The following is a 21,971-nucleotide window of genomic DNA, read 5'->3' on the forward strand; positions in this document are numbered from 1 at the left end:
ATACAGATACGGGACGCTTTACCAACCGCGAACACGGGTGGGAAAAGGACCTTCACTGCATTAAGATCGAATGTCAGATCTATAGCTTTCAGGCAAATCCCGCATTGCAAAGCCGGTCTCGAAACTCTTGCATCTTGGCCGCATCCCTGAGCGGCGTGCGTTCCGCATCTGTGACCGAGGTATTCGGCAGCACCGCATGGCAGGCTTCAGCGACCGCGCGCGCCTGTTCTGTTTGCCCAAGCGCAACGTGACTGGTCGCCAGAAGGAAATGAGCGAGATACCAGCTCGGCATGCGGTGGATTGCGCGTTCGGCCCAGGAGATCGCCTCTTCGAAGTTGTCTGCGGCATAGTGTGCAAGCGCGAGACCCGAGAAGCGAAAGAAGATGCTTGGGTCGCGGGGGTTCATCCGGATCGCGATTTCCTGGTTAGCGATAGCTTCATCCACCCGGCCAGCAATCGCCAGCGCGGTGCCGAGACTGCCATAGGCAAGTGAGCAATTGGGATTGAGTTCGACCGCGCGCTCGAGTGCGGCGATGCCCTCATCGAGCCGATGCAACCCCCAGCAACTGATGCCAAGTGCCCAATGCGCATATTCGTTGCGGTCGTCGAGTTGCGTGGCGCGACGACCAAGGGCATACGCCGCTTCCATGGCGGGGCCCGGATCCGATGCAAAGCCCAGGATGGCAACATGATGGTTGATCAGAGAAAGGACCATGTTGGCCTCGGCGCTTTCCGGGTCGATTGCCAAGGCGCGTTCCAGCAGTGTCTTGGCCGACGCATAGGCCTCTGGTGTGAAATCATAGAGCAGGTGTCAGGACCGCATGGTTAGTTCCCAAACGGTCAAATCCGGGCGGTTCAGTCGTTCCACAGGCTCTTCGATCGTGCTGCGATGTACGATGGTTTGGATCGAGGCGACGACCTGCCGGGTAATCTTGTCCTGCAGGTCGAAAACATCCTCGGTACGGCCGTCGTAGCTGTCCGACCAGACATGCCCGCCGGTCAGCCCGTCGATCAATTGAGCAGTAACCCTCACCCTGTCACCCGCACGCCGCACGCTGCCTTCCAACACAAAGCGCACACCAAGTTCAGCGGCGACGCGCCGGACATCCACCCTTTCCCCTTTGTAGGTGAAGGTCGTATTGCGGGCGATTATGAACAACCAGGGTGATCGCGACAGGGCAGTGATAATGTCAGCCGTGATCGCGTCGGAGAAGTACTCCTGCCCCGGATCGTCCGACATGTTCTCGAAAGCGAGCACGGCGATCGAGGGCTTGTCGGGGCGTGGCGGCAGGTCCAATGCCGGGTCGACGGGCGACGAGGCCTCGATCCACTTGCGCAAGTCCAGCTTCGTCGAGACTCCGAGCTTTCGGTAGATCGTTGCAAGATGGGTGCGAACAGTGGACGGGGCGAGGTTCAGGCGGCCCGCGATCTGCTGATATGTCTCGCCGCCAGCAAACGCCTCTGCAATCTGGCGTTCACGAGGGCTGAGCGGACTGGTCGATACGCTCATTTCGGCGCCCCCTTCTGACGCAAGGCAGCTATCATACGTGCATTCTCGAGCGCGATGACGCTCTGGTCGGCGAAGGTCTGTGCGAGCGTAGTGGCCTGCGCGCCGAATGGCCTGACCGTCTGACGGTAGATCGTGAACGCGCCGACCAGTTCATTGCCAGACATCATTGGTATGGCGACGAAGGATCGCGCGCCGCCTAGGATCGCGGTGGCGTAACGGAGCTGATCGTCGGTTTGGAAGATCTCCTCGGCACGGACGTCGTAGATATTTACGACAGTATGGCTTGTCGCCAGCCGTCCGAGACCGGTGCGAAGGCTGGCGGTGAAGACGCCATAGGCGTCGAGCCAATCCCGGAACGGTTTGGGAATGCCCCGTGTATGGCTGGCCGCATAACGCCGGTCGCCGTGATGGTCGAAGAGAATGCCAAACTCTGCCTCACAGAGATCAAGGGCAAAGCCGAGGATTGCCGACATCACCGCATCGATGTCCCCACCCGACCGACTGATGATGCGCAGCACCTCTGCTAGCGCCTGCTCGCGTCGGAGTGACTCCTCGAGGCTGAGCGCCAGTTCCGAGATGACTGCCGCATGGTCTGTCTGCATATCTGCTGTGGGCAAAGCGCCTCCTAGCCGGGCATGCAGATCCAACTTCGATGAGACCTCGAGCTTGCGATAGATCGCGGCCAGATGCGTACGTACCGTCGATGGGGCGATGCCCAGTCGGGCCGCGATGGCCTGATAGGTGTCGCCTTGCGCATAGGCACTGGCGATCTCGATCTCGCGTGGGCTAAGGATTTCTTCGGGTGACACCGGGCTGGCACATCTTTCGTTGAGTTGTTTTCTTATCCTGTTGCAGGTGGGCTGATCAGACAATCCTGCAGATGCTGTAATAGAATACTGCACGCGCCAAGCGCAGATTACTGCAACTGGCCGATACCGAAAGAACATACGACGGCGCATCGTGCTCCTATCCATCATAGGGAGACGATCAAATGAACATCGAACAAACAGCCCGCGAATTCTTTGAGGCCTGCGAAACCGGCAGAGGCTGGGAGGCCTGCGGGAGCTATTGCCATGACAACGCCGGTTTCGCCTGTCAGGCGGATGCGCTGGCAGATACCAAAACGCTCGAGGGCTACGCCGAGTGGATGAAGGGCCTTCTCGGTCCGATACCGGACGGGCACTACGAGCTCACGGCGTTCGCGGCGGATGCGGACCGAGGAACAGTAGTCGCTTCGGCGGTGTTTCATGGTACGCAGACCGGCGCGGGTGGGCCGGGCGACCCAACCGGGAAATCCGTGGCATCCGACTACGCCTATGTCATGCAGTTCGACGGCGATCGCATCGCGCACATGACCAAGATCTGGAACGACGCGCAGGCGCTGCGCCAACTGGGCTGGGCATGATGCGCTGGCGTATCCTGGCACTCCTATTCGCCGCGCGTGTCGGACTGGGCTTTCAGTTCCAGACCATGGGCGCAGTCGGCACAAATCTGTCGGATACGTTCGGGCTCGACAATGCACAGATCGGACTCATGATCGGTCTGTTCATGGCCCCTGGCTTGTTCTTGGCACTGCCAGCCGGATTCTCCGGTCGCTTCGCCTCCGATCGCATGCTGGCCGGCATGGGCCTCGGGGTCTTGGCGCTAGGCGGTGCGCTATCGGCTGTTGCGACCGTTCCTTCCAGCGTCGGGATCGGTCGGCTCCTGTCCGGTGCCGGGTTCCTTTTTGCAACACTCTACTTCACCAAGATGGTGGCCGACTGGTTTGACGGTCGTGAGATCGCCACCGCGATGAGCATCCTCGTCATGAGTTGGCCTTTCGGCATCGCGATGGGACAGGTCGGACACACCTGGCTGGCAGAAATCTATGGCTGGCGCGCGCCATTTGCCGTCGCATCCGTTTGGTGTGCCGTGTCGGCAGTCGCCATTATTGTCCTTTACCGGCCACCTCAAGAAATGGCGGCCCGAGAAAAAAGCACGATACGGGGGCTTCTGCCGAGGGAATGGGAACTTGTCATCCTTGCTGGCATCGCCTGGGGTGTGTTCAACGCAGGCTATGTCACCTACCTGAGCTTCGGGCCAAGCCTTCTGGAGGCACAGGGAATGGGCTCTCTTGCGGCGGCCTCGGTGATCAGCGTCGGCAGTTGGGTGATGATCTTCTCAGGGGCGTTGTGCGGCCAGATCGCAGATCGTTTCGGGCGACGCGAGACGATTTTGGCCATCTGCATGGCGGGCGCCGTTCTGGCCCTCTTGATGCTCAGCCAACCCGGCGCGGGAATAGCAGCAAGCCTGATCTTCGGCCTTGTTGGTATGGCCCCAGCCGGCGTGATCATGGCGCTCGCGGGCCAAGCTGTAGCGCCCGAGAGACGCGCACTCGGTATGGGGGTATTCTTCACTGTTTACTATGCCATCATGACGGCAAGCCCGCCTTTCGCTGGCTGGCTTCTCGATCGGACCGGGGCAGCTGACAGCCCGACCACCTTCGGCGCTGCTCTGTTTGCACTCGTATTCCCCGTGGCTGTTCTGTTCCGGATGCTGAAAACAAGGGCGCTCAGCGCCCAGATGGAGGAAATTGTCTGATGATAGTCCGAAAGACGATGTTGATCCGGGACAGGGTAGAGACCGATGAATCAGGGGCACCCTGTGACCCAATGACCCGCGTCGCTGCACTGGCCATACTTCGTAATCCCTTTGCGGGGGTCGATCAGGACGATTTGACCGAGTTGTTCGAATACGGTGCAATGCTTGGCGCTCAATTGGCCGCAGAAGTCATGACTGCACTTAGCGTGCCGCCAGTCAGCTATGGCAAGGCAGCCATCGTAGGCACTCTTGGTACAGCCGAGCACGGCGCGGCACTACTGCACCCACGCTTGGGCAAACCCATACGAGCTGCGATCGGGGGCGGTCAGGCACTGATGCCCTCGAATGTGAAGTTAGGCGGTATCGGCGCCGTCATCGATCTGCCCCTCGGTCACAGGGACGACCCGTGGTCCTTCGATCACATTGACACGCTGACTGTCTAAGTATCGGACGCACCGCAACACGGTCGGCCGACCCATATGATACTGAACGAGACAAAGAGGCCGGCCCGAAAGCACCCGCGCCTGGACCACCGACTTATCTACCAGCGGCATCAGCGAGTCCCAGACAGCCGGTGCGCGGTCGCGGATCAGGCGGGCCATGTAGATGGTTGCCTCAACATCGGCCAGCGCGTCGTGGGCGTTCTCGTGGGCAAACCCATTCGCGGGGGCCAACATGTCGAGTCTCAGTGTCGGCCGCTCATTGTGGTTGATGGGCACCGTGATCGCGTTAGGCGCCAAAGCTGCCGTTGCCTGGGCGAGGCGCAGCACGTCCGCCCGCTGATTACCGTTCGTGTTGGTCAGGTAGATCGGCTGCAGGGTTTGATAAAACGCCTGCCGCAGCAGCGGCTCGTCGAAGGCAAGCGTGTTGTACCCGGTGAAGATTGCAGGCGACCACTCCACTCGCGCAGCTTCTGTGCAATGGTCTGCATGGCGTCATAGTGGGACGGTAGGCTGGCGTCCGTCAACATCGCTGGCGTTACAAGCGTGGCCAGCAGGGCGCCTGGTGCGGGGACTACGTGAGGCTGAAGGCGGCAGCGGATTTCGAAGCGGTCGAGCTCGTTCAGGTCGTCATCCGTCCGGATCGCCGCAAACTGCAGAATCTGGTCGAACGTCGTGTCCGTGCCTGTGGTTTCGGTGTCGTAGAAGACGTAACTCATATCGCTAGTCTACCTTGAAGCACCTGTGCAGCTGAAGCTAGGTTTGCTATAGCAACTTTCGTCTCATACGGTATCCTGCGACAGCCCTTTCCAAATGCATGGAACTGAACTCATTTCGATGGACGCGCGAGAAAAGAAGAAGCTTAGCGAAAGCGATATTTGCGATCTTTTTATTTCGCCATCTATTCGTAATTCCGGTTGGGATCCAATGACGCAAATACGGCGTGAAGTGACCCTTACTCCGGGCCCCGTTATAGTTCGTGGGAATATGTCTTCCCGAAATAAGAAGAAAAAGAAATTCGCTGATTATGTCCTTTCTTGGGAGCCGTCAGTTCCAATTGGCGTTGTCGAGGCAAAGGACAACAACGTTGGCGTCAGCCACGGGTTACAGCAGGCATTGGGTTATGCAGAAATTTTGAACGTTCCGAGCGCATTTAGCTCCAATGGAGATGATTTTGCCGGGCACAATAAAGTGCCGGAGGCTGGAGAAGACATCGAAGCGGAATTCTCACTCGATGAGTTTCCGACCCCCGGGCAGCTTTGGAAAAGATACAAGAAGTTTCGCGGAATCGAGGACGAGGAGGAAAAACTTGTCCTACAACCGTATCATGAGGACACCTCTGGAAAGGAGCCGCGCTACTACCAAGTCGAGGCCATCAACCGCACTATCGAGACGGTAGCGAAGGGGAAGAACCGTGTTCTTCTCGTCATGGCCACCGGGACGGGTAAGACCTACACAACGTTTCAGATCATCTGGCGGCTATGGAAAGCGGGACAGGCAAAGCGCATCCTCTTCCTCGCAGACCGCAACGTGCTCGTTGATCAGACGCTCGTGAATGACTTCAAGCCGTTTGGCGCTGTCATGGCCAAAGTTCGTAACCGAACAATCGACCCGTCTTACGAGATTCACCTCGGTCTCTATCAGTCACTCACCGGTCCTGACGAAGCCGACAAAGTGTTCAAGACCGTTTCCCGTGACTTCTTTGACCTGATCGTCATCGATGAGTGCCACCGCGGTAGCGCCGCCGACGATGCCGCCTGGCGCGAAATCCTGGACTACTTTTCTGAAGCAATTCAGGTCGGTCTGACGGCCACACCCAAGGAAACCAAGTACGTATCCAGCACGACCTATTTCGGCGAACCTGTTTACACATACAGCCTTAAACAAGGCATCGATGATGGCTTCCTGGCCCCCTACAAAGTGGTGAAGATCGATATCGATCGAGACGTTGAGGGCTGGACACCGCCACCGGGTATGACCGACGACCTCGGGGCGGAGATCGAGGATCGCCAATACAACCGCCAAGATATGGACCGAATTCTGGTCTTGAATCAGCGAACCAAGCTCGTTGCCAACCGAGTGATGCAGCTTTTGAGGGCGACGGACCCATTCTCAAAGACCATCGTTTTCTGTGAGGACATCGACCACGCCGAGCGCATGCGAAAGGTTGGATGTTCTTCTTGAAGATCTTTGACGATCGCGAAGCCGAACTTGAGTACGTTGAGGACGACTATCAGTCGCCGCTTCCCGAGCATCTTCGCTGGCGCAACTGGGCGGGCAAGCGCGAGGGGATGACAGGCGACGAGCTCTACCACTTTGTACAGAATATCCTGTTTCGGAAGCTCAAGTAGCAGGACCTGCTGAACAGCCCAAAGAGAGAACAGGCCCAGGTCATCCAGCGCGTCTTCGCAGATGCCTACAACTACATGAAGTCTCGCACGCTCATGCGCCAGGTCATCAACAAGATCAACGAGATCGACTTCAATAACTCGGGTGACTGGCACACCTTCGGAGGCATTTACGAACAAATCCTGCGTGACCTGCAGAGCGCGGGGAACGCCGGCGAGTTCTACACCCCTCGCGCAGTGACAAAGTTCATTGTGAACCGTGTGGACCCCAATGGTGTTTGACCCGGCCTGCGGCACCGGTGGCTTCCTGACATGCGCGATAGATCACAAGGTCGAAAACTATGTGAAAACCAGCAAGGATCGGGAGGCTTTGGCTCGCACCATCAGGGGCGTCGAAAAGAAGCCGCTCCCCTTCATGCTGTGCATCACAAACATGATCCTACATGGGATCGACACGCCTCAGCACATCCAACTCGATAACACTCTCAGCTATCCCTACACAGGAATTTCCGAACGGGACCGGGTGGACGTCATCATCACCAACCCTCCCTTCGGTGGCATCGAAGAAGATGGCATCGAAAAGAACTTCCCTGCCACCTACTGCACACGAGAAACCGCCGACCTGTTCATTGCCGTTATCAAGCGGCGACTTAAGAAACATGGCCGGGCAGCGGTAGTCTTACCTGACGGGTTCCTGTTTGGAGATACGGGCGGCCACTACGCAGGGCGCTCTCTTTTAACCATATAGCTTCTATTTTATGGAGTTCCTGATCTGGACGCTCACTTTGAGGTCGATCAGTCGCGCCCTGAACGCTTCACCCGTTTCATTGGCGACAAGGTTCACTTCGCAAAAGAGATCGTGCCGGGTGTTCCCGCTGAGCACTTCGTGGCCTTTGAGCAAATATTCCGCAGTGTCGAAAGGATTGTTGGTGCGGTTTGACTAGCCACTGCAGGTTATCGCTGGCAACCGACCCAATCATTTGACTTCTTGAGAAGGATGGTGCCGGTGAAGGGACTCGAACCCCCGACCCCATCATTACGAATGACGTGCTCTACCAGCTGAGCTACACCGGCATCCTTCTCTGTCGCGGCCCTACTATGGCCCTACTAGTTACAGCACGCCGCGCCTAACCAACTGGTCTCAAACGTAGTTTGCGAGCGGACCCGCTAATTACGAATGACGTGCTCTACCAGCTGAGCTACAGCGGCCCCGGACATGCGTCCTGTGCGGCGCGGCTATAGCACCGCACCCGCCCGTGGGAAAGACCTATTTTTCCGCCTTGTGCGGCACCGGTTCGGGTGCCGGTTCGGTCAGAACCTCCTCGACATCCACGATCTCGGCCTCGACGGTGTCGTCGCCCTCGTCCGGGACAGGCTCGTCGGACTTGTCCTCGATTGCGCCGACGATCAGCGGCAGCATCTCGGTGCCCGTGGGCATCGCCACCTCCGCCTGCGGCGGCGCGGTCCAGCTCAGCGTATCGAGCGCGCCGCAATTGGCGCAGACCGGGCCCCATTCGGCATGAATATGGTGGCACTTGTCGCACACCCATTGCGGGCCGCGCGGCGCGCTCAGCGCGCGGGCCAGCCAGCCCTTCACCACCGCGTCCGATGCACCCTCGCCGCGTTCGATCGCCGCCATGATGGTAAAGACGCGCGCATCCGGGTCCTTCTCGATCAGGTCACCCAGCTCGCGCTTGGCCTGCGGGAAATCCTCGGCCGCGATGTTCAGTTCCGACAACAAGAGCCTGGTCTCGCGATGATCGGGATGGATCTTGGTCAGCTGGCGGAACCGTTTCAGGCGCTGCGCCGGGGTTTCGTCGGGCGCGATCTCGGCAAAGGCGGCGGCCAGGTCCGGGTGCGGCGCGGCCTCCCACGCTTTCTTGATTACCCGGGCGGCATAGCGCGGCTTGCCCTGTTCGATATAGGTGCGCGCCGCCATCACCGCCGCCGGAACCAGGTCGGGCGACAGGCGGTTGGCCTCGATCGCGGCCTCGCGCGCCTCGATGGTGGCGCCCTCGGCGATCACGTCCTTGGCTTCCTGCAGGGCCAGCACCGCCTCGCGCCGCTTGTGCACGTCCCGCGGCAGGGTGCCATGGCGCAGCTTCGCATCCAGCGTCTCGCGCGCGCCTTTCCAATCGGCGGTTTCCGCCTGCAACTGCAACAGCACGTCCTGGGTTTCCGCGTGGCTGGGTTTCAGCGCGAACGCCGTCTTGGCCAGTTTCAGCGCCGTGTCGGTTTTCCCCTCGGCCAGCTTCTGCTTCAAGATCCCGCGCACGCCGACGAACCGGGTCGAGTCATGTTCGAGCAGCCGCTTGTAGACCTGTTCGGCCTTCTTCGTGTCGCCCGCCAGTTCAGCGGCCTGCGCAGTCAGAAGGCTGGTCAGTTCCGGTTTGCGCAGGTATTTCTCGGCCTTGCTGGCCTTCGCCAGCGCCAACCGCCCCTCACCCGAGGCCAGCGCCAGCATGCCTTCGCTCAGCGCGTTGTATCCCTTGCGTTCGCGGTTGCGGTCGAACCAGCGCGACAGCGCGGTTTCATCGCCGTTGAGGAATTTCAGAACCGCGATCAGCAGGCTGAACAGTTTCAGGAAAAGCCACACCGCGATCACCAGCAGGATCATCGCGATCACGGTTTTCAGCGGGGTCAGCGTGTATTCCTGCCCGCCAAAGGCGATGCGCACACCGCCCTCCATTTCCAGCAGGTAACCCGCCCCCAGCGTCGCCGCGGCGACCAGGACAACGAAAAGAACAATCTTGATAAGCGACCACAGCATTTTCGTTATCCTCAGTTCGAATTCAGATCGGCGCTCAGCGCCTCGGCGGCGGCCACGGCCTTGGCGCGCGCCTCGGCCCGCGCCAGCCAGCCGCTCATCTCGGCACGTGCGTCCTCGGGCAGGGTTTCCAGCTCGGCCATCGCATCGGTCAGGCGGCCTTCTTTCACCGCCGCCTCAACACGGCTCAGCACCGCATCGGCATCATCGCCCTCCCGCGGCTCCAGCGACCGCGCGCCCAGCTGGTTTTTCAGAAAGGCGCCGAACCCGCCGCCCTGTTCATCCTTGCGCGCCACTGCCAGCGCCGCGCGGGCGGCCTCGGGGAAGGCATCGGCCAGATCGGCTATCGAGTCCACGCCGTCCTGCGCGACGGCGGACAGTTCGCCGGGCAGGCTCACCCCCAGCGCGCCCAGGTCAGCCGCCGCATCGGCAAAGCCGGTGCCGGTATCCAGCGCCGTCAGGATCCGCGTCACCGCCGCACGCTGCGCGGCCTCCTGCGCGGTCATCTCGGCACTGGCTTCCTTGGCGGCCGCCTCCTTGGCCAGTTGTTCGATCTCGGCGCGCTGCGCCGCCATCGCCTCCTGCAGCGCCTTCAGCTCACGCTCATAGGCCGCCACCGCCGCAGGCGAGGCGCCCTCGGTGATCGGGCGTTTTTCCAGGTCGGTCAGCCGCGCCTCGAACCCATCCAGCCGCGCCGCGGCGCTGTCGACCCGCCCGGCCAGCGTATCGACGGCGTCCTGCAACCCGCCCAGGTGATTCTCGATCGGGCTCAGGTCGGGCTCGCGGGCTTCCAGCGCGGCAATCGCCTCGGCCTGCTGGTCCAGCTTGCCGGTCACTTCCGTTTCGAACGCGTCGTCGCCCGCACCGGGCCAGGGCCAGCCCTCGGGCAGCACATAGCGCGCCGCACCAAAGCCGATCACCGCGGCCGCGATCCCGCCCAGCAGCATGGGGAAAAACCCGCCCTTGCGGATCACCACCGGCTCGGGCTGGGGCGCAGGCAATGGCGCAATGGTTTCCTCGGCGGTCTCTTCCACGGGCTCCGGCGCTTCTTCGGCAGGGGCGTCTTCCACCGGCGCCTCGGCCGCGTCTGCCACATCGCTTGCCTCTTCGGCCTCCGCCTCAACCTGTTCGGGCTGTGCATCGTCTTCGGGCGTTTCGGTCTCTTCCGGCGCCTCGGTCACGCTTTCCTCGACCGCGTCCTGCACCTCTTCCGATGCCGCTTCCGGGGTTTCATCCGATTTCTTTTTCTTCGCCACCTAAAACCACCTTCCCGAATCTGTCTGCGGGTCAAAATTGCGCAACGCTACCGATCTTACTTGCCACCCCCCGCACCCTCAAGGCGCAGCGCTGCGTCGAACAGTCCCTCCACCGCCTCGGCCATCGCCTCGGCATCCGGGCGCGCGGCTTCTCGCAGCGCGCGCACCGCGCAATCTCCCAGCGCCTCGCGCACTGCCGTGCTCATCACGGCCACGAACAGGGGCGCATGCGCCGTCTCTTGTGCAAACTGCTGTGCCGTGCGGGGCGAGAAAAGGGGAACGATTACAGGTTTTTCGCCTTGCAGCATGGTGCGCGCCGCATCGCTCAAACCTTGGGCAGTTTGCGCGTAAACCACCACGTCCTGCGCCGCCCGTCCCGCCGCGCGCAACCTGTTGGCCACGTCACCGCGCGCATGTTCGCCGCGCAGATGCACAAACGGCCCCGCCTCGCCGCTCGTCAGGATGGCCGCCACCAGCGCATCGGCATCGCCGCCTGCCGAACGCGCATCAAAGCCTGCACGGTCGGCCACCCGCGCGGTGACATCGCCCACGCACCAGCAGGCACCCACCGCCACGCCGCCCGATCGCAGAAACCCCTCGACCCCGTTGGCCGAGGTGAAAACAGGCACGCCTGCCGGCAGATCCGCCTTTACCCACTCGATCCGCAACAGCGGCGAAATCACCACCTCCACGTCCCCAAGGCGCGCGCGCAGCGCCTCGGCAAACTGCCGGGCGGGCTCTTCCGGGCGGGTCAGCAGGATAAGGGGCATCGGCAGGCAAGAGTTGTTATCGGCTTCCGTCCGGTGTTACCTGCCACAAAGGGGCCACGCAACGGAAACACCATGGGGCAACTCACCATCCTCGGGCTGGAAAGCAGCTGTGACGACACCGCCGCCGCGGTGGTGCGCGGCGTGCCGGGGGATGCACGCGTGCTCTCCTCGGTCGTTCAGGGCCAGGCCGATCTGCATGCGGCCTTTGGCGGCGTCGTGCCGGAAATTGCCGCCCGCGCCCATGCCGAACGGCTCGACGAATGCGTAAAACAGGCTCTGACTCAGGCCAATACGGCCCTTTCGGATGTCGATGCCATCGCCGTCACTGCCGGGCCGGGCCTGATCGGCGGTGTGCTGTCGGGCGTGATGTGCGCCAAGGGCCTGTCGGCGGGATCGGGCAAGCCCTTGATCGGCGTGAACCACCTTGCCGGCCACGCGCTGACCCCACGGCTCACCGATGGTATCGCCTTTCCCTATCTCATGCTTCTCGTCTCGGGCGGGCATTGCCAGTTCCTTCTGGTGCGTGGGCATGACGATTTCTCGCGCCTCGGCGGCACGATTGACGATGCCCCGGGCGAGGCATTCGACAAAACCGCCCGTCTCCTGGGCCTGCCACAGCCCGGCGGCCCGTCGGTTCAGGCCGAGGCCACGCGCGGTGATCCCAAACGCTTCCGCTTTCCCCGCCCGTTGCTGGATCGGCCGGGTTGCGATCTGTCCTTCTCGGGGCTGAAAACCGCGCTTCTGCGCGCCCGCGATGAACTCATCACCGACAAGGGCGGGCTCACCGAACAGGACCGCGCCGATCTCTGCGCCTCGTTCCAGGCCGCCGTTGTCGATGTGCTGGCGGAAAAAACCGCGCGGGCGCTTGCCATCTATCTTGCCGAAAGCCCGGCACAGCCGGTTCTGGCGGTGGCCGGTGGTGTCGCGGCCAATACCGCAATCCGGGCCAGGTTAGAGACTGTTTCGGCTGGGAACGGCACCCGCTTCCTTGCCCCGCCGCTCGCGCTTTGCACCGACAACGCGGCGATGATCGCCTATGCCGGTCTGGAACGCTTTGCCGCCGGCGAAACCGATGACATGACGCTCGTGGCCCGCCCGCGCTGGCCGCTCGACAATTCCCGCCCGGCGCTGCTGGGTTCGGGCAAGAAGGGGGCCAAGGCATGATCGCAATCCTGGGATCGGGCGCTTTCGGCACCGCGCTGGCGGTGTCTCTGGCCCGTAACGGCGATGACCTGCTGCTCTGGTCGCATGATCCGGCCCATATCGCCGAAATGCGCAACACCCGGCAGAATACCCGCCGCCTGCCGGGCGTGAAACTGCCCGAAAACGTCCTGCTTGCCGATGATCTCGCCGCGCTTCCGGCCGGAACGCCCGTGCTGATCTCGGTGCCGATGCAGAAACTGCGCGGTTTTCTCGAAACCCACGCCGCCATGTTGGGCGCGCGCCCGCTGATTGCCTGCTGCAAGGGGATCGACCTGGAAACCCATCTCGGCCCGGTCGAAACCATCTCGCGTCATGCGCCGGATGCGCTGCCCGCGATCCTCACCGGGCCCAGCTTTGCGGCCGATATCGCGCGCGGTCTGCCCACGGCGCTGACGCTGGCCTGTGCCGATGACGCCGCCGGAAAAAGCCTTCAACAGGCTCTAACAACGCCCAACCTGCGAATTTACCGCACGACCGATGCGCTCGGCGCCGAACTCGGCGGCGCGCTGAAAAACGTGATTGCCATCGCCGCCGGCGCCTGTATCGGCGTGGGCCTGGGCGAAAGCGCGCGCGCTGCGCTGATGACGCGCGGCTTTGCCGAAATGCAGCGCCTTGCCCATAAACTCGGCGCCCGGCCCGAAACCCTCATGGGTCTGTCGGGCTTCGGCGATCTCACCCTCACCTGTACGTCCGACCTGTCGCGCAACTATCGCTTTGGCCTGGCGCTTGGCCGCGGCGATCCCTTTGACGGCGATACCACCGTCGAAGGCGTTGCCACCGCCCATGCCGTCACCGATTGGGCGGCGGAACTCGATGTCGACATGCCGATCTGTTCGGCCGTCGCCGCGCTCTGCGATGGCCGTTGCAGCGTGACCGAGGCCCTGCAATCCCTGCTATCCCGACCCCTGAAGGAGGAATAAATGCTCGTTGCTCTCATCGCCCGCGACAAACCCGGCGCGCTCCAGCTGCGCCTCGAAAACCGCGCCGCCCACCTCGCCTATATCGAGGAAACCGGCCTCGTCGCGCAGGCCGGCCCGCTCCTGATCGACGGCGAAATGGCGGGCTCGCTCGTCATCCTCGATGTCGAAACGATGGAGGCCGCGCAAACCTGGGCCGACAACGATCCCTATGCCAGGGCGGGCCTTTTCGAGTCGGTCAACCTGATCGAATGGAAAAAGGTCATCGGCTGATGCGCTACTGGCTCTTCAAATCCGAACCGAACACCTGGGGCTGGGACGACCAGCTCGCCCGCGGCGACAAGGGCGAGGAATGGGATGGCGTGCGCAACTACCAGGCCCGCAACTTCATGCGCGAAATGTCCGTGGGCGATCGCGGCTTCTTCTACCACTCGGTCAACGAAAAGCGCATCGTCGGCATTGTCGAGGTCATCGCCGAGGCGCACCCCGATTCCACCACCGATGATCCGCGCTGGGAATGCGTGGATATCAAGGCGGTGCAACCGGTCGCCCGCCCGGTCACGCTCGATGAAATCAAAAACGATCCGCGCCTGGCCGACATGGTGCTGGTCAAGAACTCGCGCCTCTCGGTCCAACCGGTCACCGAAGAGGAGTGGAACATCCTTTGCGAGATGGCCGGCGTCACCCCCTGACGACTGCCCGACCCTTCATCTTGCCCCAAATACTCCCGCCGAAGGCGTCCCCGGTCACCGCGCGGCCCGCGCGAAAAGAGCTGGGCAATCGCATCGCCATGTCGCACAGTTTCCATGCAACCTGCGCAACAGGAGACCAGCATGGGACTTGTCAGTGTTCTGGCCGCGGCGGCGGCCAGCTATATCTTCGGCGCGATCTGGTACATGACCTTGTCGAAACCCTGGATCTCGGCCGCCGGTATTGCCTGCGATGATCAGGGCAAACCCCTCAACAGCAGCGCAACCCCCTTCATCCTGTCGGCAATCGCGATGGTCGTCGTGGCCGGGATGATGCGGCACACATTCGCGATGGCGGGCATCGACACGGCGTTGAAGGGCCTCGTTTCAGGGCTCGGTATCGGGCTCTTTTTCATCGGGCCATGGATCATGATCAACAACGCCTATGGCGATCGCCCGTTCCGGCTCACCCTGATCGACGGCGGTTATGCCACCTTCGGCTGCGCCATAATCGGCTTCATGCTCGAGCTGTTCTGAAAAAATGAACGGAGGGTCCCGGCCAGACCTGAACCCTCCGTTTCCCCACGTGCTCCCTACACACCACACGTGAATTCTGAACTGGGTCCGGCCATCCTGGCGCGGGCAGGTTGACCTTAGAATACGGCAGCGCGTCGCGCAAATTCCAAGTGCTTAGAATGCACCTCAAATGAAAAACGCCCGCCACCAGGGCGGGCGCTTTCCTGACTGGAGGCCGGGATCAGCCGTAGACCGATTCCTTGCCGAAATGCTTGGTCAGCATGTAGTAGACCACAGCGCGGTACTTGTTGCGCTCGCTGCGGCCATAGGTGTCGAGAACCGAGTTGATCGCGTCCATCAGCGCCGGACCGTCCGCAAGGCCCAGTTTCTTGATCAGGAAGTTGTTCTTCACGGTTTCCAGCTCGCTTTCCTGGGTTGCCGCCACGGTCGAAGCATCGTCATTGTAGATCGCCGGGCCGCACCCGATGGTCACCTTGGTCAGCAGGTCCATATCCGGCGTCATGCCACACTTGTTCTTCAGATCGTCCGCGTATTTCGCAATCAGCTCGTCGCGCTTACCCATGATGTTTCTCCCACCTTCTGGCATTCCTGCCTGTTAACAAAAGCCCCTGTTGGCGCTGATTTGCAGACTAACGCCTGAATCTGCGCGCACAAAGGGAAAACTTGCTGCCGATTCCCCGTATGGTCGCTGCCGACGCCCCGGTTAACCAGGTTCCCGTTTTCCCCGTTTCTGCACCTTTTCCGTCAAATTCTTTCCGCAAATCGTGCGTAGGTTGTCACGCGGGGATAGCAGCAACGAGTACGGGCAGATACACCACAATGGCCGATAAACGGGATTTCAACGCGCGACTCAGCAGGATCGGCGCCACGGCTTCAGGCCCTGGCACAGGGGTCCGCCCGCGAAGTCTGCGGCGCATACAAGCCCGCCAAGGGCCCGGAAAACGCTGTCCCAACCTCTATTACCTGATCGCCGCCGTCGCGGGTTTCGTGGGCGCGGTTCTTGTCGGGCTTCACTTCATGTCCACCGTATCGCGCGAATCCGCCGAAAAACTGACCTCGCGCTTTCTCCACGACCTGCCGGCACCCGTCCTTGCCCAAAGCAGCAGTATCGGTGTGCTTCAAGGCGCCGAGCCCTATACCGCCTCGATGCTGCGCTACCTGCCTCAATCGCCCTGGGGCTGGGTGCGGGTGAACACGTGGGATGCCCGCTATCCGCAAGTCAAGACACGGCTTCAGACCGTCTTTTCCGAAAAGAACGAACTGCTTTCGGGCAATGCCGGCTACATGCCGCTGATGGAATTTCTCGCGGTGTTCTCGGATCCGGAAAACAGCTCCGAACTGCGCCGCGGCGCCCGCGTGCTCAGCTCCGCGATCTTCCTCAACCCCGGTGAGCGCACGTACCTCGAGGTCGAGCTGCGGCATCGTCCCCCTGCCAGAATGCTGCAGAACGGCACAGGCGGCTGGGTCGGGCACCTGATGCGCGCCGACTACGGTAACCACGATCAAAGCCAGTTTGACCGTGTCACCATCGCAGGGCTGCCGGCGCTTCTGCTCACCAACCCGTCGCCCGAATCCCAGAAACTGCGCAATGCACCGCGCAACTTCCGTTTGCGGCAGATCGACAACCTGCATGTCGCCGTGCCGCTCTCGCCCGACCTGGTAATCACCTTCAAGGGCACCGCCCAGCTCTCGGCCGTCGAAGAGCTGTTGAAAAAAACCGATCTTGCCGGGCTCAATCGCTGGGTCGGCGGCTAGGTTCCGGCGTCAGCCGACAAACCGCCGCAGATCGTCCAGCGTCATCGAGGCCGGCGCGGCGCCCTCGCGCGCCAGTTTCGCACCCAGCCGCACCATCGCGGCATTCACCGGCGTCGGCACACCGGCCATCCGCCCCAGAAGCGCAATCTCACCGTTGAGGTAGTCTGTCTCAACCGATCCTGCCCCGCGCGCCAGGCTCTGCAGGGTCGAACCGCCCGCATTGTCGATCCCCGGCACGGTGCCGAAATTCATGAACCGGTCCCGCCGCGGATCACCCTTGCCCAGGTTCATCCAGGCGATGCCATTGGCCTCATAGGCCGCCAGCGCCTCTTCGCGCAGCGCCTCGCCGATCTCCTCGGTCTCTACCCCGCGGCCCAGCGCGGCCTGGGTGATGTTCGACAGGTTCAACAGCAGCTTGCCGTACTTGCTGGCCATCACGTCGTCCTGCACGAAAGGCTCGATCATGCTGCCCTCGAACGACTTGGCCAGCCGTGCGTCATCCGCATCATGGCCCCCCAGATAGCGCCCGATATCGAACATGCCGAACTTGGGCTCGCAATAGGCCACCGCCTGGCCCGGCCCGTGCAACCCGGCAGGCAGCATCACCGTCACCCCATGCACATTGGGGAACACGCGCAGCGCCATGCGTTCGTTCTCCACCCCGTTCTGCAGGCAGAAAACCGGCTGCTCATTCACGCCCGCGGCGCGCAGCGCCTCCAGTGCGGGCGGCGTGTCCTGCGTCTTCATGCAGAGCAGGATCATGTCATCCGCGTGAAAGGCGATTTCCGCCGGATCAGAGACGCATTCGAACTGTACCACCTTGTCAAACTGCGGCGATCGCATGCGCAGCCCATCGGTCCGGATCGCGGCCAGCTGCGCACCGCGCGCGATGCCGATCACCTCCTGCCCGTTCTCGATCAGCGCAGCGGCGGCCGCACCGCCCACCGCTCCAACGCCGTAAATAATGATCCGCATGGCCCTGCCTCCGCCGGTTCGTCCTGTTTCGCTGGGACAGACTATCGCGCGCCGCCACCCGACAACAGCCCGGACCGCCAAAAGAAAACGCCGCCCCGGTCCGGGACGGCGTTCTTGTCGACCGGTCTGGTCAGATCAATAACGGTAATGCTCGGGCTTGAACGGGCCCTCGGGGCTGACGCCGATGTAATCGGCCTGCTCCGCGCTCAGCTGGCTCAGCTTCACGCCGATCCGCTCCAGGTGCAGCTTGGCCACCTTCTCGTCCAGGTGCTTGGGCAGCACGTAGACCTCGTTGGCGTATTCCGCGCCCTTGGTCCACAGCTCGATCTGCGCCAGGACCTGGTTGGTAAAACTCGCCGACATCACAAAGGACGGGTGGCCGGTGGCATTGCCCAGGTTCAACAGGCGGCCTTCGCTGAGCAGGATGATCCGGTTGCCATTCGGCATCTCGATCATGTCCACCTGGTCCTTGATGTTGGTCCATTTGTGGTTCTTCAGCGCGGCCACCTGGATCTCGTTATCAAAGTGGCCGATGTTGCCGACGATCGCCATGTCCTTCATCTCACGCATGTGCTCGATGCGGATCACGTCGCGGTTGCCGGTGGTGGTGATGAAGATATCCGCGCTCGGCGCCACGTCTTCCAGCGTGACCACCTCGAACCCGTCCATCGCCGCCTGCAGCGCGCAGATCGGGTCGATCTCGGTCACCTTCACGCGGGCGCCCGCGCCGCGCAGGCTCGCTGCGCTGCCCTTGCCCACGTCGCCATAGCCGCAGACCACGGCGACCTTGCCGGCCATCATCGTATCGGTGGCGCGGCGAATACCATCAACCAGGCTTTCCTTGCAGCCGTACTTGTTGTCGAATTTCGACTTGGTCACGCTGTCGTTGACGTTGATCGCCGGGAAGGGCAGGTGGCCCTTTTCCATCATCTTGTAAAGACGGTGCACCCCGGTGGTGGTTTCCTCGGAAACACCCTTGATCATGTGGCGCTGTTTCACGAACCAGCCGGGGCTTTCGGCCAGGCGTTTCTTGATCTGCGCAAACAGCGCCTCTTCTTCCTCGCTCTGCGGGTTCTCGATCAGGTCGGTCTCGCCTTCCTCGACCCGCGCGCCGATCAGAATGTAAAGCGTCGCATCGCCGCCATCGTCCAGGATCATGTTCGCGCCACCTTCCTCGAACTGGAAAATGCGGTCGGCATAGTCCCAGTATTCCGGCAGGGTCTCGCCCTTGATGGCGAAAACCGGCGTGCCGCCCGCGGCAATCGCCGCCGCCGCGTGATCCTGGGTTGAGAAGATGTTGCACGAGGCCCAGCGCACATCGGCACCCAGCGCCACCAGCGTCTCGATCAACACCGCCGTCTGGATCGTCATGTGCAGGCTGCCGGCAATCCGCGCACCCTTCAACGGCTGCGCCGCGCCATATTCCTCGCGCAGGGCCATCAGGCCGGGCATCTCGGTCTCGGCAATTGCAATTTCCTTGCGGCCGAACTCGGCCAGGTTGATGTCCTTGACGATATAATCGGTTGTCATCTCGCGCTGCTCCGTCTCGCCTTACCCGCGTGCACGCGCCGTGGGATCTGGCTGGTCAAATCATGTCGGATGCGGTTTTCGGCCCGGGCAAATACCGATGCCCCGAAACCGCAAAGGGTTCGGCACGCACCTATCATTCCTTGCCTTTGCACACAATCCGCATAAACTTTGGCGCAGAGCAGTAAAAAAGGCAGGAAACATGCCGAAAGATACCAAGGCCGATCAGGCCCTTCCCGATATCTCCGATATCCCGCATTCCGTGTTCGCCAATGAATACGGATTTTACTGCGTTCCGGATGAATATCGCGGCCGGGGCATTCCAACCCTGCTGCAAAACGGCAAGGTCTACGAGCCGCGCACCCTGCGTTTCCTGCGCCGCCATCTGGGCAACGGCGACATCGTCACCGGTGGCGCCTTCATCGGTGATTTCTTCCCGGCGCTGTGCGAAAACCTCGCCCCCAAGGCACGACTGCACAGTTTCGAGCCGGTGCCGGTCAGCTTCGTCGCCGCGCAGGAAACCATGCGCCTGAACGGTCTGGGCAATGTCGCCCTGCACCGTGTCGCCGTCGGCGCCGAAGAGTCCACGGTCACGCTTCAGATCGCCCGCCCCTCGGGCAAGAAGATCGCCGCGGGCGAAAAGATCGTCACTGACATGGAAGCCGACGATCAGCGCGCGATCAGCGTGCCGCTCGTCACCATCGACTCGCTGGTGCCGAAATCACGCAAAGTGTCTCTGTTACACCTCGATGTGGAAGGTTTCGAACAGAACGCGCTGGCCGGCAGCGCGCGCATCCTGAACGATCACGCGCCGCTCGTGGTGCTGGAATCCGGCAAGGCGTGGCGCAACCGCGCCTTTGCCGAAACCCTCAACCGTCTCGCGCCAAAGGCCGGCTATCGCTGCGTCGGCGAGATCGAAAGAAACGGTATTTTCCTGCCGGCCTGAGAGCTCAGCTTTTCAGCCCCGCCGGCATCTGCACAGGCGATTGCGCAAACCAGTCCGTTCCGGTGGCCAGCACACAGCTCAGCCCCTCGGCCGTGGTCATCAGAACGGTAAAGGTGCCGGTCTCGGGCGATGCCCAGACCTCGACAACCGCCTCACCGTCTGTCGCATCGTTCAGCCCGCCGCCGGTCAACTGCTCGGCATAGTCCTGCTCCAGCCGCTGCACCACCTGATCCCGCATGGCACAGTTTTCGGCATGGGCCGGAATCGCGGTCAGCACCGCGCCGATCCCCAACCCCAGGGCAACTAGTCTGTTGAGCATGGGACCTGCTCCTTTCGTACTGCTTCGATCGCCGGGCAGCGCAGGGAGAGAGACTGCGCGCCCGGCGGCTCGTTTATTTTACGGCGATCACCCAAAGCCCGTGCCGGTTCTCCGGTCTTGTCGGGCTTTGTGGCAGCAGGTAATCCCAATAAGTTCATTCTGCGCCCTGAATGTGGCAGAAAAAGGGCGTGCAATATCGGAGTTTGACGAAAACATGGCAGCCGCCCGAAAATCCGCCCCGCCCCGCGCCTGGCAACGTATGCTGTCGGGCCGCCGGCTTGATCTGCTCGATCCCACGCCGATGGATATCGAGATCGAGGACATCGCCCACGGCCTTGCTTTCGTGGCGCGCTGGAACGGGCAGACGATGGGCGACTGGCCCTATTCCGTGGCCGAACATTCCCTTCTGGTCGAAGCGATTTACGCAAGGTTAGAGCCGAAATCGCCCCCGAAATGGCGCCTTGCCGCGCTTCTGCACGACGCGCCCGAATACGTGATCGGCGACATGATTTCGCCGGTCAAGGCGGCGGTCGGGCCGGGTTATGGCGCGCTGGATGACAGGCTGACCGCGGCCATTCACATCCGTTTCGGCCTGCCCGCCGCCATTCCCGTGGCCGTGAAGAAGAAAATCAAGGCCGCCGACCGCGTTTCCGCCTGGATGGAGGCGACCCAGATTGCCGGGTTCACCATGGCCGAGGCGGACAAGTTTTTCGGCAAGCCGGATCCGGCGCTGATCGAGGGGCTGGACATCCACCTGCGTCCCCCGAAAGACGTGCGCGAGGATTTCACCGCCCGGCACAACACGCTTCTGGCCGCGATTTAGTCTCTAATAATGCCCGAAAAGGCCCGTTCATGATCCATATCCGCCGCGCCACCCCCGCCGATGCCCGCGCCATGGCCGAGCTTCTGAATGCGATCATTGCCCAGGGCGGAACGACCGCGCTGACCGATCCGATAACGGGGGCGGACCTGTCCGACAAGATGGCCGGCCACGGCGTGCATGGCGTGTGGCACCTGGCCGAAGATGACGATGGCACGCTGCTCGGCTTTCAATGGATTGGCCCATATCCCGACCTGCCACCCGAGGCCTGCGATATCGCCACCTTCGTGCGTGTCGGAGAAACCGGGTTGGGAATCGGCTCGCGTCTTTTTGCGGCCACCGCCGCCGCCGCGCGCGACCTGGGCTATGAGTGGATCAACGCCAATATCCGTGCCGACAATTCCGGCGGCCTTGCCTATTACCAGTCGCGCGGGTTCGAGACATGGGGGCGGCGCGAAGGCGTTGCGCTGGCCGACGGTACGATCGTCGACAAAATCCTCAAGCGCTACGATCTCTGACAGGGCATCGCACGCCCTGTTAAGTCTCTAATGCTGCCGAAAACCCCGATTTTGCCGACAGCCGGATGTCAGCCGGGCGGTGCACGCATGTCAC

At 62.0% G+C, this 21,971-nt stretch carries 25 protein-coding genes, 1 tRNA gene and 2 pseudogenes; 15 read left to right on the forward strand and 13 right to left on the reverse strand.

Annotation, left to right across the window (positions count from 1 at the left end; genetic code table 11):
• Positions 1 to 88: 88 nt before the first annotated feature.
• The 3 genes from E0501_RS21515 to E0501_RS08195 form a co-directional block, all read right to left on the reverse strand.
• On the reverse strand, positions 89 to 748 hold the full coding sequence (locus E0501_RS21515) for a tetratricopeptide repeat protein (protein ID WP_235857792.1): 660 nt from the start codon (positions 746 to 748) through the stop codon (positions 89 to 91).
• Between the two features lie 63 nt (positions 749 to 811).
• On the reverse strand, positions 812 to 1,510 hold the full coding sequence (locus E0501_RS21520) for a LuxR C-terminal-related transcriptional regulator (protein WP_235857793.1): 699 nt from the start codon (positions 1,508 to 1,510) through the stop codon (positions 812 to 814).
• Positions 1,507 to 2,382, reverse strand: coding sequence for a LuxR C-terminal-related transcriptional regulator (locus tag E0501_RS08195; protein WP_235857794.1), 876 nt, complete (start codon positions 2,380 to 2,382; stop codon positions 1,507 to 1,509). The genes E0501_RS21520 and E0501_RS08195 overlap by 4 nt, the downstream gene beginning before the upstream one ends.
• Before the next feature lie 119 nt (positions 2,383 to 2,501).
• On the opposite strand from E0501_RS08195, the gene E0501_RS08200 reads away from it, so the two are divergent.
• Genes E0501_RS08200 through E0501_RS08210 form a run of 3 tightly spaced genes read left to right on the forward strand, consistent with a single transcriptional unit; the run spans position 2,502 to position 4,533 of the window.
• Positions 2,502 to 2,915, forward strand: coding sequence for an ester cyclase (locus E0501_RS08200; protein WP_137700906.1), 414 nt, complete (start codon positions 2,502 to 2,504; stop codon positions 2,913 to 2,915).
• Complete coding sequence (locus E0501_RS08205) at positions 2,912 to 4,090, forward strand: MFS transporter (RefSeq protein WP_235857795.1); 1,179 nt, start codon at positions 2,912 to 2,914, stop codon at positions 4,088 to 4,090. Before E0501_RS08200 ends, E0501_RS08205 begins: the two co-directional genes overlap by 4 nt.
• A gap of 17 nt (positions 4,091 to 4,107) precedes the next feature.
• The gene (locus E0501_RS08210; RefSeq protein WP_235857845.1) at positions 4,108 to 4,533 is read left to right on the forward strand and encodes an amino acid synthesis family protein; all 426 of its coding nucleotides are present in this window, start codon (positions 4,108 to 4,110) and stop codon (positions 4,531 to 4,533) included.
• On the opposite strand, the gene E0501_RS21135 is transcribed toward E0501_RS08210, so the two are convergent.
• Positions 4,444 to 4,992, reverse strand: a complete 549-nt coding sequence (locus E0501_RS21135) for a 3'-5' exonuclease family protein (RefSeq protein WP_161594582.1) — start codon at positions 4,990 to 4,992, stop codon at positions 4,444 to 4,446. The genes E0501_RS08210 and E0501_RS21135 overlap by 90 nt on opposite strands.
• Positions 4,890 to 5,249 (reverse strand): exonuclease domain-containing protein, encoded by a 360-nt coding sequence (locus E0501_RS21805; RefSeq protein WP_137700909.1) that lies wholly within the window; start codon positions 5,247 to 5,249, stop codon positions 4,890 to 4,892. Before E0501_RS21805 ends, E0501_RS21135 begins: the two co-directional genes overlap by 103 nt.
• A gap of 118 nt (positions 5,250 to 5,367) precedes the next feature.
• On the opposite strand from E0501_RS21805, the pseudogene hsdR reads away from it, so the two are divergent.
• The 3 genes and pseudogenes from hsdR to E0501_RS21350 form a co-directional block, all read left to right on the forward strand.
• A pseudogene (gene hsdR / locus E0501_RS08220) lies at positions 5,368 to 6,696 on the forward strand (EcoAI/FtnUII family type I restriction enzme subunit R); the annotation flags it as partial.
• A 14-nt stretch (positions 6,697 to 6,710) separates the two neighbouring features.
• Positions 6,711 to 6,881, forward strand: a complete 171-nt coding sequence (locus tag E0501_RS21340) for a hypothetical protein (protein ID WP_205123471.1) — start codon at positions 6,711 to 6,713, stop codon at positions 6,879 to 6,881.
• 93 nt (positions 6,882 to 6,974) lie between these two features.
• Positions 6,975 to 7,626 (forward strand): annotated as a pseudogene (locus E0501_RS21350) (HsdM family class I SAM-dependent methyltransferase).
• 250 nt (positions 7,627 to 7,876) lie between these two features.
• Here the strand turns inward: E0501_RS21350 and E0501_RS08230 are convergent.
• The 4 genes from E0501_RS08230 to E0501_RS08245 form a co-directional block, all read right to left on the reverse strand.
• Positions 7,877 to 7,952 (reverse strand) — tRNA-Thr (locus E0501_RS08230).
• Positions 7,953 to 8,145: 193 nt separating this feature from the next.
• The gene (locus E0501_RS08235) at positions 8,146 to 9,648 is read right to left on the reverse strand and encodes a heme biosynthesis protein HemY (protein WP_137700910.1); all 1,503 of its coding nucleotides are present in this window, start codon (positions 9,646 to 9,648) and stop codon (positions 8,146 to 8,148) included.
• Between the two features lie 11 nt (positions 9,649 to 9,659).
• Positions 9,660 to 10,901: a COG4223 family protein gene (locus E0501_RS08240; protein WP_137700911.1), complete on the reverse strand. Its 1,242-nt coding sequence runs from the start codon at positions 10,899 to 10,901 to the stop codon at positions 9,660 to 9,662.
• Between the two features lie 56 nt (positions 10,902 to 10,957).
• Complete coding sequence (locus E0501_RS08245; RefSeq protein ID WP_137700912.1) at positions 10,958 to 11,671, reverse strand: uroporphyrinogen-III synthase; 714 nt, start codon at positions 11,669 to 11,671, stop codon at positions 10,958 to 10,960.
• Positions 11,672 to 11,743: 72 nt separating this feature from the next.
• On the opposite strand from E0501_RS08245, the gene tsaD reads away from it, so the two are divergent.
• The 5 genes from tsaD to E0501_RS08270 all read left to right on the forward strand — a co-directional run bounded on the left by tsaD (position 11,744) and on the right by E0501_RS08270 (position 15,017).
• Positions 11,744 to 12,835 (forward strand): tRNA (adenosine(37)-N6)-threonylcarbamoyltransferase complex transferase subunit TsaD, encoded by a 1,092-nt coding sequence (gene tsaD / locus E0501_RS08250; RefSeq protein ID WP_137700913.1) that lies wholly within the window; start codon positions 11,744 to 11,746, stop codon positions 12,833 to 12,835.
• Positions 12,832 to 13,794 (forward strand): NAD(P)H-dependent glycerol-3-phosphate dehydrogenase, encoded by a 963-nt coding sequence (locus E0501_RS08255; protein WP_137700914.1) that lies wholly within the window; start codon positions 12,832 to 12,834, stop codon positions 13,792 to 13,794. The genes tsaD and E0501_RS08255 overlap by 4 nt, the downstream gene beginning before the upstream one ends.
• Positions 13,795 to 14,064, forward strand: coding sequence for a YciI family protein (locus E0501_RS08260; RefSeq protein ID WP_137700915.1), 270 nt, complete (start codon positions 13,795 to 13,797; stop codon positions 14,062 to 14,064).
• Complete coding sequence (locus tag E0501_RS08265) at positions 14,064 to 14,483, forward strand: EVE domain-containing protein (protein ID WP_137701782.1); 420 nt, start codon at positions 14,064 to 14,066, stop codon at positions 14,481 to 14,483. The genes E0501_RS08260 and E0501_RS08265 overlap by 1 nt, the downstream gene beginning before the upstream one ends.
• A gap of 141 nt (positions 14,484 to 14,624) precedes the next feature.
• Positions 14,625 to 15,017 (forward strand): DUF1761 domain-containing protein, encoded by a 393-nt coding sequence (locus E0501_RS08270; protein ID WP_137700916.1) that lies wholly within the window; start codon positions 14,625 to 14,627, stop codon positions 15,015 to 15,017.
• Between the two features lie 220 nt (positions 15,018 to 15,237).
• On the opposite strand, the gene E0501_RS08275 is transcribed toward E0501_RS08270, so the two are convergent.
• The gene (locus tag E0501_RS08275; protein ID WP_137700917.1) at positions 15,238 to 15,579 is read right to left on the reverse strand and encodes a DUF2853 family protein; all 342 of its coding nucleotides are present in this window, start codon (positions 15,577 to 15,579) and stop codon (positions 15,238 to 15,240) included.
• 257 nt (positions 15,580 to 15,836) lie between these two features.
• Here E0501_RS08275 and E0501_RS08280 point away from each other — a divergent pair, with 257 nt between their 5' ends.
• Positions 15,837 to 16,772 (forward strand): hypothetical protein, encoded by a 936-nt coding sequence (locus tag E0501_RS08280; protein WP_137700918.1) that lies wholly within the window; start codon positions 15,837 to 15,839, stop codon positions 16,770 to 16,772.
• A 9-nt stretch (positions 16,773 to 16,781) separates the two neighbouring features.
• Here the strand turns inward: E0501_RS08280 and E0501_RS08285 are convergent, their stop codons facing one another.
• The gene (locus tag E0501_RS08285) at positions 16,782 to 17,747 is read right to left on the reverse strand and encodes a ketopantoate reductase family protein (RefSeq protein WP_137700919.1); all 966 of its coding nucleotides are present in this window, start codon (positions 17,745 to 17,747) and stop codon (positions 16,782 to 16,784) included.
• A gap of 135 nt (positions 17,748 to 17,882) precedes the next feature.
• Entirely contained in the window at positions 17,883 to 19,277 is a 1,395-nt protein-coding gene (gene ahcY, locus E0501_RS08290) for an adenosylhomocysteinase (RefSeq protein ID WP_137700920.1), read from the reverse strand.
• 199 nt (positions 19,278 to 19,476) lie between these two features.
• Between ahcY and E0501_RS08295 the strand changes: the two genes are divergently transcribed.
• Entirely contained in the window at positions 19,477 to 20,220 is a 744-nt protein-coding gene (locus tag E0501_RS08295; RefSeq protein WP_161594583.1) for an FkbM family methyltransferase, read from the forward strand.
• Between the two features lie 4 nt (positions 20,221 to 20,224).
• Here the strand turns inward: E0501_RS08295 and E0501_RS08300 are convergent, their stop codons facing one another.
• The gene (locus E0501_RS08300) at positions 20,225 to 20,539 is read right to left on the reverse strand and encodes a hypothetical protein (protein ID WP_137700922.1); all 315 of its coding nucleotides are present in this window, start codon (positions 20,537 to 20,539) and stop codon (positions 20,225 to 20,227) included.
• A 214-nt stretch (positions 20,540 to 20,753) separates the two neighbouring features.
• Here E0501_RS08300 and E0501_RS08305 point away from each other — a divergent pair, with 214 nt between their 5' ends.
• Together E0501_RS08305 and E0501_RS08310 are read left to right on the forward strand one after the other, a co-directional pair.
• A complete protein-coding gene (locus E0501_RS08305; protein WP_137700923.1) occupies positions 20,754 to 21,362 on the forward strand; it encodes an HD domain-containing protein in 609 nt (202 codons plus the stop codon).
• Positions 21,363 to 21,391: 29 nt separating this feature from the next.
• Entirely contained in the window at positions 21,392 to 21,877 is a 486-nt protein-coding gene (locus E0501_RS08310) for a GNAT family N-acetyltransferase (protein WP_137700924.1), read from the forward strand.
• Positions 21,878 to 21,971: the final 94 nt, after the last annotated feature.

Origin of the sequence: Marimonas lutisalis (assembly GCF_005434965.1) — a bacterium.
GTDB classification, from domain to species: Bacteria; Pseudomonadota; Alphaproteobacteria; order Rhodobacterales; family Rhodobacteraceae; genus Marimonas_A; species Marimonas_A lutisalis.

Coding starts and splice junctions, on each gene's coding strand:
- E0501_RS08245 (WP_137700912.1), bottom strand. CDS start 11,671: ATGCCCCTTATCCTGCTGACCCGCCCGGAAGAGCCCGCCCGGCAGTTT.
- E0501_RS08200 (WP_137700906.1), top strand. CDS start 2,502: ATGAACATCGAACAAACAGCCCGCGAATTCTTTGAGGCCTGCGAAACC.
- E0501_RS08275 (WP_137700917.1), bottom strand. CDS start 15,579: ATGGGTAAGCGCGACGAGCTGATTGCGAAATACGCGGACGATCTGAAG.
- E0501_RS08235 (WP_137700910.1), bottom strand. CDS start 9,648: ATGCTGTGGTCGCTTATCAAGATTGTTCTTTTCGTTGTCCTGGTCGCC.
- E0501_RS08285 (WP_137700919.1), bottom strand. CDS start 17,747: ATGCGGATCATTATTTACGGCGTTGGAGCGGTGGGCGGTGCGGCCGCC.
- E0501_RS08270 (WP_137700916.1), top strand. CDS start 14,625: ATGGGACTTGTCAGTGTTCTGGCCGCGGCGGCGGCCAGCTATATCTTC.
- E0501_RS08295 (WP_161594583.1), top strand. CDS start 19,477: ATGCCGAAAGATACCAAGGCCGATCAGGCCCTTCCCGATATCTCCGAT.
- E0501_RS08280 (WP_137700918.1), top strand. CDS start 15,837: ATGGCCGATAAACGGGATTTCAACGCGCGACTCAGCAGGATCGGCGCC.
- ahcY (WP_137700920.1), bottom strand. CDS start 19,277: ATGACAACCGATTATATCGTCAAGGACATCAACCTGGCCGAGTTCGGC.
- E0501_RS08260 (WP_137700915.1), top strand. CDS start 13,795: ATGCTCGTTGCTCTCATCGCCCGCGACAAACCCGGCGCGCTCCAGCTG.
- E0501_RS08310 (WP_137700924.1), top strand. CDS start 21,392: ATGATCCATATCCGCCGCGCCACCCCCGCCGATGCCCGCGCCATGGCC.
- E0501_RS08255 (WP_137700914.1), top strand. CDS start 12,832: ATGATCGCAATCCTGGGATCGGGCGCTTTCGGCACCGCGCTGGCGGTG.
- E0501_RS08265 (WP_137701782.1), top strand. CDS start 14,064: ATGCGCTACTGGCTCTTCAAATCCGAACCGAACACCTGGGGCTGGGAC.
- tsaD (WP_137700913.1), top strand. CDS start 11,744: ATGGGGCAACTCACCATCCTCGGGCTGGAAAGCAGCTGTGACGACACC.
- E0501_RS08300 (WP_137700922.1), bottom strand. CDS start 20,539: ATGCTCAACAGACTAGTTGCCCTGGGGTTGGGGATCGGCGCGGTGCTG.
- E0501_RS21520 (WP_235857793.1), bottom strand. CDS start 1,510: ATGAGCGTATCGACCAGTCCGCTCAGCCCTCGTGAACGCCAGATTGCA.
- E0501_RS21805 (WP_137700909.1), bottom strand. CDS start 5,249: ATGAGTTACGTCTTCTACGACACCGAAACCACAGGCACGGACACGACG.
- E0501_RS08305 (WP_137700923.1), top strand. CDS start 20,754: ATGGCAGCCGCCCGAAAATCCGCCCCGCCCCGCGCCTGGCAACGTATG.
- E0501_RS08205 (WP_235857795.1), top strand. CDS start 2,912: ATGATGCGCTGGCGTATCCTGGCACTCCTATTCGCCGCGCGTGTCGGA.
- E0501_RS08210 (WP_235857845.1), top strand. CDS start 4,108: ATGTTGATCCGGGACAGGGTAGAGACCGATGAATCAGGGGCACCCTGT.